Consider the following 16,276-nt stretch of genomic DNA (forward strand, 5'->3'; position numbering starts at 1 on the left):
TGTTTAGGAGCAATAAAGTTTGTACACTAAATCAATTTGGGACAATAAAGTTTGTACACTATTTGTAACAGACTTCGTTTATCTGAAACTCTATCTTCTCAAAGGCTTTACTATCAGCAATTTCTGGAGAAACATCGATAACTCCCCAGATCGAGTCCTTACTCGTTCTAATAGGCCTACCCTGCATAGATATTCTTGCAAGAGTGTAAGAACTTTCAAATAAGTTCTTAAGATTCAATTCAGTTGCATCTACACTGAAAGTGCCTTGATGTGCTTTCATGATGCAAGACTTTTCTACACAAGCGGTACAATCACTCACTGAGTGCTTTGCAAAGATTTCTCGGAGAACTCCTTGCTTTCTTGGTCCCAACTCTAAGCCAATAAGACTAACTTCATTAACTATGAATGAATGTAATAACTCTGGCTCATACTCTGCGCACATCATCAAAATACCCGCAAAATCTCGCCTATAATCAAATTCATAAAGAGAATAATGATTAAAATACTGCCCTGTAACCTTTTGTGCAAAGTCTCGTAATTTCATATTTTCGAACTTTGAGTATTTGCTATTAACCCACTGAGCAAAAACGGGCATCAAACACCCTGGAGCAAATTTAATAGGGAATACATACCTTCCCGTTTCATCCCATGTAATTTTCGGAGAATATTTAGCAGTTACTTCAGGCTTTTTAGCTAAGCTTATCGCTTGTCTACAATCTTTTGCATTAAACAGCCGCTTTACGGCTTTTAGAGTTTTAGCAAACCCTAATTCGGGTAGCTCTTTAAGTGGTTGCCCATGAATAAGACATAAATTTGAACTATCCCAAAAGTGCCGAAAATACCCATAGCCGACACTTGCAATACTCTCTTCTATACAAGATAAACAATACCTTATCTTCGTTGTAGACGAGGCTCGATCTCTAGTTCTTCTCCCACTAAAAAAAGTAGACTCAATTCGATATGTGTAATAGACAGGGTTATCAAAAAGGCAGTTATACTTACCGTCCACAGACAAACCCATATCTATGGTTTCTAATAACACATGGTCAGGATAGCGATAGAAAAGGAACTGATACTGCTTTTGAACAAAAGGAGCATCGATCCAACAGCCTGAATTACCTATCACGCCGATAGGCTTTATATTTGGATCATACGTTAATAATGTTCTCAGCAAAGTACTGTGTATAGACTCATCATGAGGTACTTGCTTTCGCAGCAATTCCGCTAGTTCAAAATCAAAATTATCACTCATTCAAGTACAACTCCGCCATGCCATCCAACTTACTTTTCACTTCTTTCCAATGCGGCATAACACTCGTCAGTAAGCGCCAGAACTTCTCACTGTGGTTGTGTTCGGCAATATGACAAAGCTCATGCAATATCACGTAATCAATACACTCTTTTGGCGCTTTAATGAGGTGTGGGTTCAGCATCAAGTTTCCTTTAGCCGAGCAGCTTCCCCATTGTTTACTCATGGGAAGAACACGAAAGCTCGGTATGCCATCAACCCAAGTGGCTTGCGGAAGCAATTCAGATAAACGCTCATGAAAAATACGCTCCGCACGTACCTTGTACCAGTTGCGCACTAATGCTCGAACCATGGCTTTTTTGTCATCGTTAAACCGAGTTAAGGTGACCTGTAATTTACCGCGAGTCATTTTTACTGTTGGTAGTGCTTCGGCATCTTCCACGATCTTCAATACATAACGACGACCAAGGTAGAACTGCATTTCACCGCTGACGTAGTGTTTAGGTTGGACGTATTCTAAGTGGCTGCGGAAGTCTTTCAACGCATCGTAAATCCACGAGGCACGCTTCATCACAGCTTGGTGAATATCGTTACGCTCTGCATCTTCTGGAGCAGTAATCACCACCTCACAATTAGGGTGAACCTTGATGGTAATTTTGCGTTTCTTACCGTCTAAATGAGGCTTGCGGACGACTTCGTAGCACAAGGCTTCGTCACCATAGACGAAGCTGTATTCTTCTTTGTTTCCTTCACTAGAGCTTACCGATGTCATTAATGATGCCCTGACACGCCAAGACGGGTAATTTTGATGACATCTGTGATAATGGCTTGGGTCTTATCCATACCAATCGCTTTGAATAACACAGGGATTAACTTACGTCGGATCTGATTCTCTATTTCTTGAGGATTAATGGAAAACTCAGCAACAGCAGCGGTAACGATTTCATCGATTCGCAACGCATAGTTAAAGCACTCATCTTCTGACAAAACATGATCCCCTAAATGATGAGGGAATAGACCATAGAATGCCTGTACGTGTCGTTTTATTTTAGGATCGAGTTCTGCGAAGCGATCCGTCGGCATGCCTTCTACATCGCGTTCTTTCACCTGCTCTTCAAAATCAGCAAACAGCAGGTATTGCTTTACAGGGGCATCGAACATCTCTTTTGCCTGCTGAATCGCTTGCTTAAGCAGTTTCGAGAAATACTCTTGAGCATACGGGTCATCGGCAAGGTCTTGTTCGATCATTTTAGTGACACGACCAGTGATCTTATCTTTTTGGTTGCGGGCTTCATCGTCGGTGAGTTGCTCAGGCTTAATATCCTTACCCATATTCCCAACGAGGTAAGCGCCTTTCGATTCTTCAATTTCAACACCTGCAATATGCTTATCCAACATAGTACGGATGTTTTCAGCGTACTCATCATAATCGATGGTCTCTTCAGCATCTTCACGAACTTGCTTGCGCAGTTCAGCCATGGACTTGAGCGTTTTTTTATAGAGGTCGCGCTTATCGTCAAAGCTTTTATCTTCAAAGTAAGTTGCGGATTGCAGTGCCACTTTTAAACAATTTGAAAAAGCAGTGAGCGTAGAGTAGAAGTCATCACGTTTTTTCTGGTTGGTATCGGTAAGCTGTCCATCAATGGTATCAATTTTCGGAGCGAGCACTTGACGCAGTGCTGGGCCATCTTGTTTGTTGGGTACTTCAGCAAAAATCGCCCACAGCTCACTGTATAAACCGGGTAGTTTTTTGTATTCCGTATCCATGCGATTATAAAGACCTTTTAAGTCTTCAATATCAAAACCACCTTGGGTACGCTCGGCAAGATCTTGATAATCGGCAATGGTCGCATCCAACTCTTTTAAAATGCCACGATAATCGATGAGATAACCGAACTCTTTCTTCTGATGCAGACGGTTTACCCGAGCAATGGCTTGGATCAGGTTGTGTTGCTTAAGTGGCTTGTCGATGTAAAGCACGGTGTTCTTTGGCTCATCAAAGCCTGTAAGTAGCTTATCAACCACGATCATGATGTCTGGGCCATCATCCTTACCGAACTCTTCTATAATATGTTTGGTATAAGCTTTCTCATCTTGACCAAAATCAGAGCTGAGGACATTCTCTTTCCACCAATTCTGAACGATATCCGTGCTTTCCCCATCAACTCTATCGTGCCCCTCACGCGTATCAGGCGAAGACATAGCAACAACCGAGGTTACCTTGCCTATTTTATCGAGAAGCTTCTTATATTGGATTGCAGAGGCTTTAGAGTCACAAGCAAGCTGACCTTTTAAGCCCTGACGCTTAAAGTTTTGGAAATGATCCGAAATATCATGAGCAATAAGCTCGATTCGCCCCTCGGTTTGATAGATCTGACCTTTCTGAGCGAACTTCATCTTCAAGTCTGTACGCTGTTTTTCAGTTAGCTTATCGGTAATGCGATCAAACCACGCATCTAACGCTTTATCGTTGGTGCTCAGCTCTGGTACACGCTCTTCATACAAGAGTGGCGTGACTGTTTTGTCTTCCACAGCTTGCTGCATCGTGTAGGAGTGGATGATCTTGCCAAATTTATTTTCAGTCTTGTCGTCTTGTAACAGGGGTGTGCCTGTAAATCCGATATATGCGGCTTTCGGTAGAGCTTGCTGCATACGAATATTGTTCTCACCGTTTTGGCTACGGTGGCCTTCATCGACTAGCACAATCATATCTGGGCTGTCGTTGTAGCATTCTTCTAACTCAATCGCAGTACCAAATTTATTGATGATGGAGAAGATAATGCGCTCATTGCCTTTACCGATTTGCTCGGCAAGGCGTCGCCCTGTGGTCGCCATCGAGGCTTTACGATCTTTTTCTGATAGCGCCCCACCAGAGGCAAAGGTACTCGCTAGTTGGTCTTCTAAATCAACACGGTCGGTCACTACCACTACTCGACATTTAGTCAGTTCTTTAATCCATATAAGCGCCTTCGATAAGAACACCATGGTAAACGACTTACCTGAACCCGTGGTATGCCATATAACACCACCATTACGCGCCCCCTTTTCATCAAAAGAGGTGACACGTTCAATCAAGGCTTTGATGCCGAACACTTGCTGATAACGGGCAACAATTTTTCCTGCTTTTTTATCAAATAAGGTAAAGAGCTGAGTCATTTCCAGTAGTCGGTCATGACGCAGTAGTGAAACCAATAAGCGATCTTGGTCTGTCACCACTAAGTTACCGCCAGCGACTAAAGATAAGTATTCATCACGTACTTTAGCTGGGCGATGACCAAAGATTCTATCTAGGCTGTTTTGCTCAAGAGGTTTGTTTTTTAAGCGCTCAAAAGTAGCTTCGGTGATCTCTTCTTCTTTCCACTTTGCCCAGAACTTACTTGGCGTTCCGCACGTTCCGTATAAGCCTTCGTGGCCATTGACCGACAGTAATAGTTGGCTATAAGCAAACAAATGAGGGATCTCATCTACCTTTTGATTGCGAATATTTTGCGAGATACCCTCAGCGACGGTCGGCTTACCTCCGTGGGACGAATCAGGTCGTTTAGCTTCAATTACGATCCAAGGCAGGCCATTTACAAAACAAACAATGTCAGGAATTCGGTTAGCAGTGCCGTGAACATTTTCAACGACGAGTTCTTCAGTAAAGTGAAATTGGTTATTGTTAGGCGTTTGCCAGTCAATTACGTTGATGGTAGGGCTAGCTTTCTTACCATCAACAAACTCGGTCACACCAATGCCGTAGGTGAGTGCGTTATAGAGTTTTCCATTCGCTGCTTTCAACCCTTCATTCATAGCTGGGGTAGCTAACTCGTGGACGATTTTGTCGATAGCCGCTTCTGATAGCTGGTGATCTTTCCCCATAAATGAGTAGGTTTTGTGTTTCAGCACATCACGCAATACATCAGGTAAAATGACGGTAGAAAGATTGCCACGCTTGAGCACACATTCATTCGGTGGAATGAACTGATAGCCAAGGTTGGTCAGCAAGGTTAACGCTGGAATCTTAGCGCTTTGCTCTTCACGGAAGTTGGGTAAATTGCCTGACATTGTTGTCCTTTATTTATCTATACGTTTTTATTTTTATGATTTTTAATGTTATTTGCGTTTCTTAGCTTGATTGAAGTCGATGACATTATTTGGTATCACTTCATTGAACGTATCAGGGGCAACCTCTTCGTTGTACTTATTGATCGCTTGGTTAAGTACAGCATTCATTTCGTCAAAGTATCCATCATCTGGAATACCGCGCTTAACCATTTCTGCGTGCATCATCTGTCGGCGCAGAGACCCAAATAACTGACGTATCAGCTTCCCCTCATTGTCGCCTAACTCGCTATAAGTCTGCATCCAATCAATAAACATCTCTTCATCAGGATGAAAGTAGTCTTTCTTCTGTTTTGTCGAGCGAATCAAGCCATTGACCCACTCGTCAAAGCTCGCCGACTCTTCATGTCCATCAGGTAGAGAGCCAACTTGGTAAACTCGGTCTTCAAACTGCCAAGCGACATCATTAATGTGGCTCTGTACGCTACGATCACCACGTTGGCAAAAGATTGGTTTAGGATGAAGCTTGATGAACTCATTGAACATCTCCTCAAAGCTCTCTTCATCGCACAGCTCAAACTCTTCACCAAAGAACTGCATGTTGTTAAACAGTCTCTCAAGTAGTTGATTGGTGAACTCTGCCCAATCGCCCTTTTGAATGCCAACAAACACCATGGAATAGCGAGTTTCAACATGCATGGCAATCAGAACTTTCTTTCGTTGAATGTTTACCGCATGAACCAACCAAGCACTCATCGGAGGGTGGGTGCTGAGCGCATTTGCGGGTTCAGAACCACTGACAATGTCCATCGGCGGGGCTTCTAGTGGAGAGACTTTTTTGCCATTGCGTTTTACGGTAAAAAAGTCCGCAGCGGCCTTGGTGCAGTTAAACACTAACATTTGGTACTACCTAGCTTTGACGATAGCAACAATGTGTGACGCACAGCATCACACATTCCTACAGTGAGTATTTATAACAATAAGCGATGTTCTATGCGACTTCCATATCATCAACTTTCACACGACGCTTCCCCGTCAACAACTGTTGCATCAGGGCTTTTTTCTCTTGCTTAAAGTGAGCCAGTTTAACTTCGAGCACTTCGATTTCTCTATCGGCAACAGTCAGAACAGAGGCGATTCTCTGTTGTTCTTCAAATGTTGGACAGTAGACCTTTAAGCCAGAAACATCAGACGAATTGATTGCAGGGTAGTTTGAACCTACAACTAAGCTGTCGATTTGACCTGTTATATGGACGCTAAATACGTATTGATAAATGTAGTCGCTACTAACTTGTGATTTTGGTGTTAGCACCGCAAATCCTGTAGATGCAATTTTGTCTGCATACTTATCCGTAACTTTTGCAAACCCTTTTAAATTAGGGCGCACAGTTGATAGCAAGATATCCCCAACTTGTATGACACGTCGTGCACGAGAAGGGGCGCTTACAAACTTATGTACTTCAAGCTCTTTTGAAATAGAACCAACATCAACGTCAGACAGCGAAATATATTGAAACTCAAAATCATCAGGTGTTTTCTTGCCAAGAGACTTTCTATCGATAAAAACCAGCTCGGACATTGAGTAACGCTCCCATTTCCCCTCAAACGCCTCGCCCGTATCAGGGTTAACCAAACGCTTTTTACCCGTCAAAAGCTTTTGCATCAGGACTTTTTTCTGCTGCTTACTGGTATCAATCAGCTTTTCAGTGGTGGCAATCGCTTTGTCCCATGTTGAGAGGATTTTGGCGATTTTGCGTTGTTCTCGGAGTGGAGGCAGTCCAACTTTTACCGCGTAAACAAGATCACTACTGATGTTGCTAACAACTCCGCCTGCCGCAAGCCTTTTATACTGCCTTTGGATTAATTCTGACCCCAGTATTTGAAGTAGAAAATTCTTTTCAAAGTGCTGCTCGTAGTTACGAATAACAAACCAACCATCATGGATATAACCGTCAATATTCAAAATATATGGTTGACCATAACTCATTGAATTAGAAACAATCACCTCACCTTTAGATACCTTTCTAGACTTTTTAGCGCCTTCATGTGTGATTCTTTCTTTCGTTGAGTTTATGTAAAGTTCACCTTTTTTTGTGTCTCCAATTTTAATCCAGTTAACACCATCATCAGCGTCTGTCATAAAGTTAATAATTGGCCTAGGAGAACTACCTCTATCAAGTTTTAGAATGTTTTTAAATAATTTTAGCTCCCAGTTTTCAACATTAGGCACCATAACCCAACTCCTCTAGGTAACCCGCCATTTCAGCTTCAAGATCAGTTAGCTCATTTTTCAGAGCTATACGTTCAGTACGCACTGCTACTAAATCAATCTCCTCTTCTTCCTCGAAGGTATCTACATAACGAGGAATATTGAGGTTGTAGTCGTTCTCGGCAATCTCTTCTAAGGTGGCAAGGTAAGCGTACTTATCCACGCTTTTACGGGCTTTGTAGGTATCAACAATCTTTTGAATGTTGTCTATGGTTAATACGTTCTGGTTCTTACCAGACTTGAACTCGCGAGAAGCATCAACAAACAACACTTTGTTGTCATCTTTCTGCTTTTTGAACAGCAGAATCGCGGCTGGGATGCCTGTACCAAAGAACAGCTTTTCAGGTAGGCCAATTACCGTGTCTAACAGGTTTTCATCAATCAGTTGTTTACGGATTTTACCTTCAGATGATGCACGGAATAGCACGCCATGCGGCACAACCACACCCATACGACCAGATTGCGGTTTAAGCGTTTCAATCATGTGTGAGATAAACGCATAGTCACCTTTGGTCTTTGGCGGAATACCGCGACGGAAACGACCAAATTGATCATCAGCAGCATTGTCATGCCCCCATTTATCCAACGAGAACGGAGGGTTTGCCGTTACCACATCAAAGTGCAGCAAGCCGCCTTCTTTGTCTTGCAGCTTAGGATTACGAATGGTGTCGCCCCATTCGATGCGATGGTTATCTTCACCATGTAGGAACATGTTCATCTTCGCTAGTGACCAAGTCGAACCAATCGCTTCTTGGCCGAACAGTGCGTACTGCTTAGAGCCAGCAAAGTTGCTTTGAACTTGCTTACCACACTTCATCAATAGTGAGCCAGATCCACATGCAGGGTCACAAATTGTGTCGCCTTGTTGTGGCTCTAGGATGATTGAAAGAAGATCGGAAACTTCTGGTGGGGTATAGAACTCACCCGCCGATTTACCGCTACCCGCAGCGAAATGTTTAATTAGGTATTCGTAAGCATTGCCAATAACATCTAATGTACCCACACGGCTTGGGCGAAGGTTTAGTGTGTCTTTACCAAAGTCTTCTAGTAAGTGGCGCAGAATATCGTTCTTCTGCTTTTCGTCACCGAGCTTGTCGGTGTTAAAGCTGATGTCTTGGAACACGTTCTTAAGCTTAGTGCCATTGGCTTCTTCAATAGCATGCAGTGCTTGGTCGATACGAGAGCCGTTTCCTGCTTCATGGCGAGCTTCGTATAAATCCCAGAACGTTGAACCTGTTGGGATCTTGAAAGACTGAGTTTCCATCATTGCTGCAATCAATTCAGGCTCGTCACCGTACTCTTTAGCCAGCTCATCCACTTTATCTTGATGCACATCAGAAATGTATTTCAAGAACAGCATAGTCAGGATGAAGTCTTTGTAGATGGATGGATCTACGGTGCCGCGGAAAGTATCGCAGGCTGACCATACGGCTTTGTTGATTTGATCTTGGTTGATTGGGGTATTCATCGTTATTTATTCTCATTAAGTAATTGTTGAAACATGCCTTGAAGCATTGTTTTTCGATTCATTAGCAGTGCTTGGGTTAAAGCCTGCTCTTTTTCCCATAATTGATTGAGGTGAAGTATCTTCTTCTGTGTCTCGATAGGTGGGATATTGAGCTTTATCTCATTGCCAATAGATGTTTTAAGCATGACAGCCATAGATGATCCCTGACTGCCCGCACCTTCAGATAATAAAAATTGAATTGAAGGTTGGTTTAATGACCAACACAAGAATTCGGGTAGTACCTCAACCGTTGGTGTAATCACTAAGAACTGACTCGTTACCACCAAAGGTAATGAACCTTCCGTATTATCAACAACACAGGATGCTTGGAAGTAACCGCCCCTCGAACCTCTTGAAGGCAGTATTACAGTTCCAGACTCGACTAACGCTTTATCTTTACCCTGCCAGTCAATAGCTGGCAGTTTGCTTGGATCAAGCAAGAAGGAATTTGAAGTTTCGGCTATCTCACGCACATCTTTAATCTGAGCAATACGAGCACTGCCAGTTTCTGCCTCAACTTCTTCCACCTTTTCTCTAAATGTGTACCCAGTTCGAATATCGGCTACTTCACTGAGTAATCGAAGATTAGTGTTTTGAATCATAAGAACTCTCCGAATCGGCTTCCTTCACTAGAAAACAGGCTTTTTTAGTCGAACCATCACATTTGTAAAACTTTGCATCTGCCCATCCATACCGCTTTGCTTCGTCCAAAAACCACTGCTCCATTGTTACTGTGAGCTTCTTTCGTGTGCCATAGTGATGCTTGTTATAAATATTCATCACACGATCATATTCACAAATAATCGAGTCGTTCTCGTCTGCCGATATTGGGAACTGATATTTCGCACGATTTTGAGCTTTTCCACTAATAGGAACAACGGTTTCTTGAATGTTTTGAGGGTGACTATCTTCATTCAGAAGTTTTTTCTGAATGAAAGTGGTTGTAATTTCTTGCACACGCGCAGTTATTTGGTAATCTTGATGCATAAATAAATCTCCTATATGTCTAATCGTCGTATTGAGGTTTAGATAAGGTTCAGGTGGCCGCCTGAACCTTGCCAATCACGCTAAATAAATGCAGTAGAGCGCCTACAGATAACGTAATGAAGCCATATTAATATGGAGTTATGCCTACGTCAATGATTTATACACTTTTCTTCTACTGTATTTTTTCATCAGAAAACAAAACTTCTGCCTAAAGCTTGCGGAATCTATCAAGTCAGATTCCGCATTGAGTTATTTCTGCTTAACCCGAGGATAGCGATGTGGGTGGGATGGCTTAGGTAATACGGATTCAAGCCATTCAGGTTCATGATGATATAGCCAGTAAAACGCTGCATTGCAATCTCGCTTTATCTCTTTTCTAATCTTTAACGGGTCATTGTGTCGGTATCGAAGTATCTGAGATTTGTAGCGTCGCCGTTTCGATTCATGCTTACACTGCCGTCTCCACTTAACCAACCCATTTACGCTAGAAATCAACATTTCGACACTTCCTGTTGATACAGATACACATTTGGCGATCACAGAACGATGGAAACCTTTCCATGCAAGAGCAATAACTTGCTCTCTGACGGATGCTTTTAACTTAATAGGCTCAAACAAATCTTCCATATCCGACGAGTAAGCGACTGACTTCACATAAGTTCTACTCTTGCCAGTTTGCTTACTTATTGAAGAAATTGGTAATCCTTCTTTTAACAACGACAAACATTCTTGCTCTACGCTAGAGATACTAACGACACAACCTTCACTGCGTACTTCTGGTGTTGTTTTAGCCCTTACCTTCTGCTTTGATAACCAGTATTCAAATATCAAATACTTAAAAATATGCTGTGAATATTGGTTATACAGCAAATTGGTAATGTACTTATAATCCGATTCGGATGATGGTAGAACGTCTGAAGATAGAAAATGCAATCGGCTTGTAAAAGAATAAAAGTCAGAGAGTAACTTTACCCTGCGAATTCGACCACCCTTGGTCACATAGCCAAGATTCGATAATTTGTCTGAGTAACTAGCCGACCTAAATGTAGAAATATTGTTTGATTGTTCTCGAAGTACTTGCCGAGAAAACTGCGCCAAACGAAAGCTTTCATCGCTACTTTCGTGATACTCGGCTTCAAAAGAAGAAGGATACCCAACTGCTAACTTTAATCGTTTAGGAAGGCGAACATGCACTAGTTGCTGCTGATGATCACAGCAAGATTCGATAGCAGGTATTTGATGAACTCGATGCCAATAAGCCACTCCAAATTGTCTGATATCTTCTTGAATGCAGACTGGGCACAGTTTGAGAGTTAATTCGCTATGTTCTCTCACGCACGAGAGCTGGCTTAAACGAATCGCCGAATAATTATCCGTTGAGAATATAGCTTCTGATAATTTGGCTTTGTATTGCGGGTAATAATGCATAAACAATGGAGCAAGAGTTTGCCCCATTAGCAGGTCATTCTTGTTCTCATTGTACAGACTTGAAAGCGAACTTAAACCAGCAGTAAGTATTGGGTTAATACTTGCTCTATGGTCTCCGTATACGCTTTTGAGAAATTCAGATATGGGAACCGCACCTACATTGCAATATCTAATCATTCGACTAAACAGTAGCTCATCGGGTAATACATCAGGTAAACGCATATCACCTCCGATAGGTTCGCCATACAGCTAAATTCTAACTAAACGTCTCCAATGGGTCGTCACACAAAACACCCGAAGCCCTTAGGCTTTCAAGTGGATCACTATCCTGAGAAGCCCTCTGGATCAGATTAGTATCCAATATCCGATCACTCAAACTCTCTGAAAAAACAAGTTCCGTTAGTTCGCCAATGAACTCAGGATGATGTGGACGAGTCAAGTCTCCTGGTATCGTTACCGCTTTAGATTTGGTATTGATGACTTCTTTCGTTGAAACATCTTCACGTCGATGGCTGTTCAGTTCAGTATGACCATCTTTTCGATTTCTTTTTAGGATAGAAATCGCGTGTTTCTTTCTCATTTCTTCTGTGAGATTTTTCGTTGCCCGTATAGCAATACTGGCTCCAAGATCAAGAACCTCTTCAGTAATCCTCTCGTCTGAAGAACCAATAATTGCCTTTTGAGCTGAATAATAAACTCGAACAGCCAAATCCATATTACCAGCAGACAGTGAGTATAGTTTATTGTTCAAACTTGGGGTCAACGGCGTTTCAACATTCGTCCACTGTAAACACCAAAGTTCATCCACGAACAATTCCCACTCTTCATCATTCGTCATTAGTTCTACATCGAAATAGCCACTACTTTCCGCACGTCGCGCTGATTTAAAACTCTTGCTGAGAAGTTCATCGAATGGAGGATTTGCACAGAAAAGTATCGGAATACCTAAATTGTTAACTAAGTTATGCAAAAAGCCTAAAAGTCGATCAGCACCGCCTGCTTTAGCAAGGTTTAGGTTTTGCATTTCATCAATAACCAAAATCCCGAGGAAATTTGATTTCATTTTCGATTCAATTTGTTGAAGTAAAAGAGCTATCGTTCCCGCAGGTTTTGTTGGAGGGTGTCCTAGTTTTTGATCTATTTGCTCTAAGATGCGATGGCAGAGTCCCTTCACACTTGAGTCATCGGGACAATCTACTTTAATCCAAACAACTTGCGGAATTGCTAATACTTTATTTTGGTAATATCGGTGTTCGATGACATCTGGAAAGCAGTTGAGTACCTGTTCAAGCATGCAGGTTTTACCTACTCCGCTTTCACCAATTATTGTTATTCCACTGCCTTTAGGTTCAAAAAAGCCTGTTCGGGGTTCAACATCAGGTCGATTATCTAAAGAATAATGTAGATAGTTCATTGTTGTGGGGGATAAAGGATTTTTTGCTGAATATCCCTCTTTGATCGCTATTTCGATGGCCCTAAATACATCAAAATAGAGAGGTAGTGGCTGCCTCAACGCTTTTAATCGGGTGAGATAGTCCAACCTTTCAATTGCCTCTAACTTTGTTTCCTCAACGAACCTCTCAGGATAATTACTCAGCTTAATAACTAACTCATCATCCTCAACCTTAGGTGGCAAAGCTTCAATCAAAGGATTACCACGATGCTCGGGTAATATCGCTTCATGATAAATGGCTTCTTCACATCTCATTATCGTTGGCCCTTTTTCGCTTGAGCATTGAAATTACTTTTTTCTTCTTGTCATCTAGGTGTTCACTGGGTATATCTGATTCCATATCAGGCTTAACTTGATGAGGTTGAGATTCTCCGTCCTCAATCCTCTGTGCAAGAATAGCTTCCCTTCTCCTTGCTTTCATGCCCTTTGTTCTCTCAGATTTTGAACTCAACGATGGAGTCAATGCCGCTTCTTCTTTTGCAGTTTCGATAACCTGATTTCTTCTCTGGTGACGCTCTATCGATTTCGATGTTGGCTTAGCTTTGTTTTTTTCCAACTTAATCCAATCTTCAAAATACAGGATGTCTGCTTGATGCCTATGAGCAAAATTAGCCGACTCCTTCATCAAGTAACATCGGGTAAAACCACTAACTTCCTCAAGCCTGACAAATATGAAGCTTGAATTATCATGATCAACTAAAGCATCTAGTTGCCATGAACCATTATTTCTCGCGATTACTTTCCAAGTATCAAAATCAGCATGATCTGACTCATAATACATTTGATCGTTCAGCCGAATTCCTTTGCCTGTCATGGTCACTTTTACTGTTGGTAATAGGCGAGAACGAATATGAGCCTCGTCTGCTCGACTTAAAGCATGACGCTGTGCTTTAACATGTAGATTCCAATAGTTTAGAGGGGTTGGAGAAAACCCTGACTCAATAAGTAATGTACTTTGCTTAGCTAAATCTTTAAAAATTGAACTGTTGTGCTCTAAAACTTCATCAATAAGGAGCTTGGTTATTTCTCTGAGCGTAAAAGTAGCATCTAACCTTGGGTCTCTATCACTTCTGATGTAATGCCGTCCTTTAGTAGTCCCTAGCAGCTCATGGACTAGTTTCTCGTTCAAGATATTGAAACGATGTTCGACTATGCCTTTCAATTCCGCCCTGTATGGGGGAGCAATACTCAAGTGGCCAATCAATGGCACAGCGAGACTTTCGGCATCCTGACAAATAAACTCTCCTCGATCACAAAGCAATCGTTGAGGTATGTGGTTACAAGGCCAATCAGCTTCTTCTATTTCAATACCAAATTCTGCGCAATACTCTTTCTTAGAGGTAAAGCTGTTAATTAAAGCCTGCCGACCAGCCCTCCAAGAAGCATATTCCATGGAGACATGCAGCCCGACAATCATTCGACTTTCTTTATCAACTACACAATAAACGGTTGGTCTCCCCAATACATGATGTCTCTGAAAGTCAGATACGATATGTACATCCAAAACTGTTGCATCCAATTCAAAGCAACTGCCAGGAACTTCTGTATGATCGGTAGCTGAACCTTTTAAACCTCGCTTATTGCGGTCAAAGTCACCCTGATTTGTTTGTTTACGTATTAGAATTTGTGCTGGAACTAGTTTTTTGGCCCAATAAACAAACGCTCGGTAATTAGGTACTAACGCTTCTCGTGACTCAAATTCAGCAGCAATTAGCTCCTCTGCATAATATTCTTTGAGCATTTTGTCATATACACGACTGAACTTAACTTTTTCACCTTTGAGTCCAAACTTCTTCATCGCCTTAAGAAACAAAGTTTTATCGTGCTCAGTAGTATTAACACCTTCAGGAACTTCAATACTTGGACTGGAGAGTTGTATCGGAGAACCACGCTTTGTTACACCAGCTACTCTTGATTTACCTCTACCCCCAGAGTTCTTATAGCTCGGTAAAAGTGCATTTCGCTCTTGACCATATTTCCAATAAAGGTTTAGTGCTCGATAGATATTCTGGATATATGTGTTGCGGGCTTTCGCGTGTGTCGAAACAGCTTTACTACGAGGTTGCTCAACCAAATTTAGCAAAAAATATGGATCAGATGCTAATTCACTAATAAGTCGATATTTTTCATCTCTTTTTACAAGATAACTCTCTGAAATATCGTCTTCTGACTGCAATTGATAATACGGAAGCTCATATGAACTCAATTCGGAATTACCCGTTTTAATGGCCTCATTAAAAAAGTCAAAATCAAGCTTAAGTGGTCGTTGCAAAGCCTTTGATTCGAGCAAAGGAAAAAGAATGACGATATATTCCTTTGTATATAGTTGCAAAACCCTGTAAAGACCATCCTCAAGACCATCTAAGTTATGAACTCGCCAAACACTATTTAATTCAACTTGCATATTGCTGTGATTTCCCATCCATCTTAACTTGAACAATTTCTATCATCCCAGATAGAACTATGGGCCGCGCCAAATCTACAATAACTTCTTTATCAGCTATTAAATACTTTAACAAAATCAATGCATCATCATTCGACATGCCGACTTGATTAGAAAACATGTCACAAACATCGCTTAATTGCATTGTTCCCACCGTCAACATACGCTTGGCTTCTTCTCTAACTTTATTCGAAGGTGATGAGTAACTCTTACGTTTAGGATCGGTAATCCATTGAATATTCTTTGACTTAATCTGATTCAGTTCTGACAGGCAAAATATGTGAAATGGAATACCTAATAACTCCCACCAAACTCTTTCAATATCGAGCTTTTCTGCCGTCCTTTTATCTGAAAGCTTTTCACTAGGCTTCACAGAAACAGCTTCATACCAAATCCGCTTTCCATCACTACAGGTTAAAAGGAAATCAGTGGTCATGATGATTGGGGCTTTGGTTATTGGGTGCTTAGGATGCTCAACATCAAGCAGCTTAGATATTTTTAATGAGAGAGTGAGAGGAAGCAGAGGAAACTGCTCTCGAATATCAGTAACTGAATCGGAAAACTCAGCTAAATAGAAAAAACATGTCTCTTGCTCAGATAAGGTATGGTGAGTTCGTCCCGATTTTATTCCGTCAATCTTACCGCTGTGACCATGAGACTTAACATCCTGAACTCTTATCCAAGGAGTGTAATTAGCTCCTTCACCTAAGCCATATTTTTGTTTTAAAGCCCGCTTGAAATCAGCGAGCTTTTCAAGTTTTCTTCGTCCAGCCACAACGCATACTCTATCTAATTCGATAAAATATATTATAGCCTAGTGTACAAACTTTATTATTCCAAATAACATGTATGTACAAACTTTTTCAACAGTGTACAAACTTTATTGTTCCAAAACA

At 41.5% G+C, this 16,276-nt stretch carries 12 protein-coding genes; all 12 read right to left on the reverse strand.

Annotated elements, in window-relative coordinates; translation table 11 throughout:
• Window positions 1-58: 58 nt before the first annotated feature.
• Window positions 59-1,252 carry a hypothetical protein gene (locus BCT34_RS06130; RefSeq protein ID WP_102305775.1) on the reverse strand — a complete coding sequence of 398 codons (1,194 nt, stop codon included), beginning with the start codon at window positions 1,250-1,252 and terminating at the stop codon, window positions 59-61.
• Window positions 1,245-2,021 carry a SprT family zinc-dependent metalloprotease gene (locus BCT34_RS06135; RefSeq protein ID WP_102305776.1) on the reverse strand — a complete coding sequence of 259 codons (777 nt, stop codon included), beginning with the start codon at window positions 2,019-2,021 and terminating at the stop codon, window positions 1,245-1,247. Before BCT34_RS06135 ends, BCT34_RS06130 begins: the two co-directional genes overlap by 8 nt.
• Entirely contained in the window at window positions 2,021-5,296 is a 3,276-nt protein-coding gene (locus tag BCT34_RS06140) for an HsdR family type I site-specific deoxyribonuclease (RefSeq protein WP_102305777.1), read from the reverse strand. The genes BCT34_RS06135 and BCT34_RS06140 overlap by 1 nt, the downstream gene beginning before the upstream one ends.
• A 48-nt stretch (window positions 5,297-5,344) precedes the next feature.
• Complete coding sequence (locus tag BCT34_RS06145) at window positions 5,345-6,193, reverse strand: hypothetical protein (protein WP_102305778.1); 849 nt, start codon at window positions 6,191-6,193, stop codon at window positions 5,345-5,347.
• 91 nt (window positions 6,194-6,284) lie between these two features.
• Entirely contained in the window at window positions 6,285-7,526 is a 1,242-nt protein-coding gene (locus BCT34_RS06150) for a restriction endonuclease subunit S (protein ID WP_102305779.1), read from the reverse strand.
• Entirely contained in the window at window positions 7,516-9,030 is a 1,515-nt protein-coding gene (locus BCT34_RS06155) for a type I restriction-modification system subunit M (RefSeq protein WP_102305780.1), read from the reverse strand. Before BCT34_RS06155 ends, BCT34_RS06150 begins: the two co-directional genes overlap by 11 nt.
• Window positions 9,031-9,032: 2 nt before the next feature.
• Complete coding sequence (locus BCT34_RS06160; protein WP_102305781.1) at window positions 9,033-9,671, reverse strand: restriction endonuclease subunit S; 639 nt, start codon at window positions 9,669-9,671, stop codon at window positions 9,033-9,035.
• Complete coding sequence (locus BCT34_RS06165) at window positions 9,655-10,056, reverse strand: hypothetical protein (protein ID WP_102305782.1); 402 nt, start codon at window positions 10,054-10,056, stop codon at window positions 9,655-9,657. The genes BCT34_RS06160 and BCT34_RS06165 overlap by 17 nt, the downstream gene beginning before the upstream one ends.
• 249 nt (window positions 10,057-10,305) lie before the next feature.
• Window positions 10,306-11,706, reverse strand: a complete 1,401-nt coding sequence (locus BCT34_RS06170; protein WP_102305783.1) for a TnsD family Tn7-like transposition protein — start codon at window positions 11,704-11,706, stop codon at window positions 10,306-10,308.
• 34 nt (window positions 11,707-11,740) lie between these two features.
• Window positions 11,741-13,192, reverse strand: coding sequence for an ATP-binding protein (locus tag BCT34_RS06175; protein ID WP_102305784.1), 1,452 nt, complete (start codon window positions 13,190-13,192; stop codon window positions 11,741-11,743).
• Window positions 13,182-15,341, reverse strand: a complete 2,160-nt coding sequence (locus BCT34_RS06180; RefSeq protein ID WP_102305785.1) for a DDE-type integrase/transposase/recombinase — start codon at window positions 15,339-15,341, stop codon at window positions 13,182-13,184. The genes BCT34_RS06175 and BCT34_RS06180 overlap by 11 nt, the downstream gene beginning before the upstream one ends.
• Window positions 15,331-16,155 (reverse strand): heteromeric transposase endonuclease subunit TnsA, encoded by an 825-nt coding sequence (locus BCT34_RS06185; protein WP_017042326.1) that lies wholly within the window; start codon window positions 16,153-16,155, stop codon window positions 15,331-15,333. Before BCT34_RS06185 ends, BCT34_RS06180 begins: the two co-directional genes overlap by 11 nt.
• Window positions 16,156-16,276 lie beyond the last annotated feature (121 nt).

This window comes from Vibrio sp. 10N.261.45.E2 (assembly GCF_002875705.1).
Classification (GTDB): domain Bacteria; phylum Pseudomonadota; class Gammaproteobacteria; order Enterobacterales; family Vibrionaceae; genus Vibrio.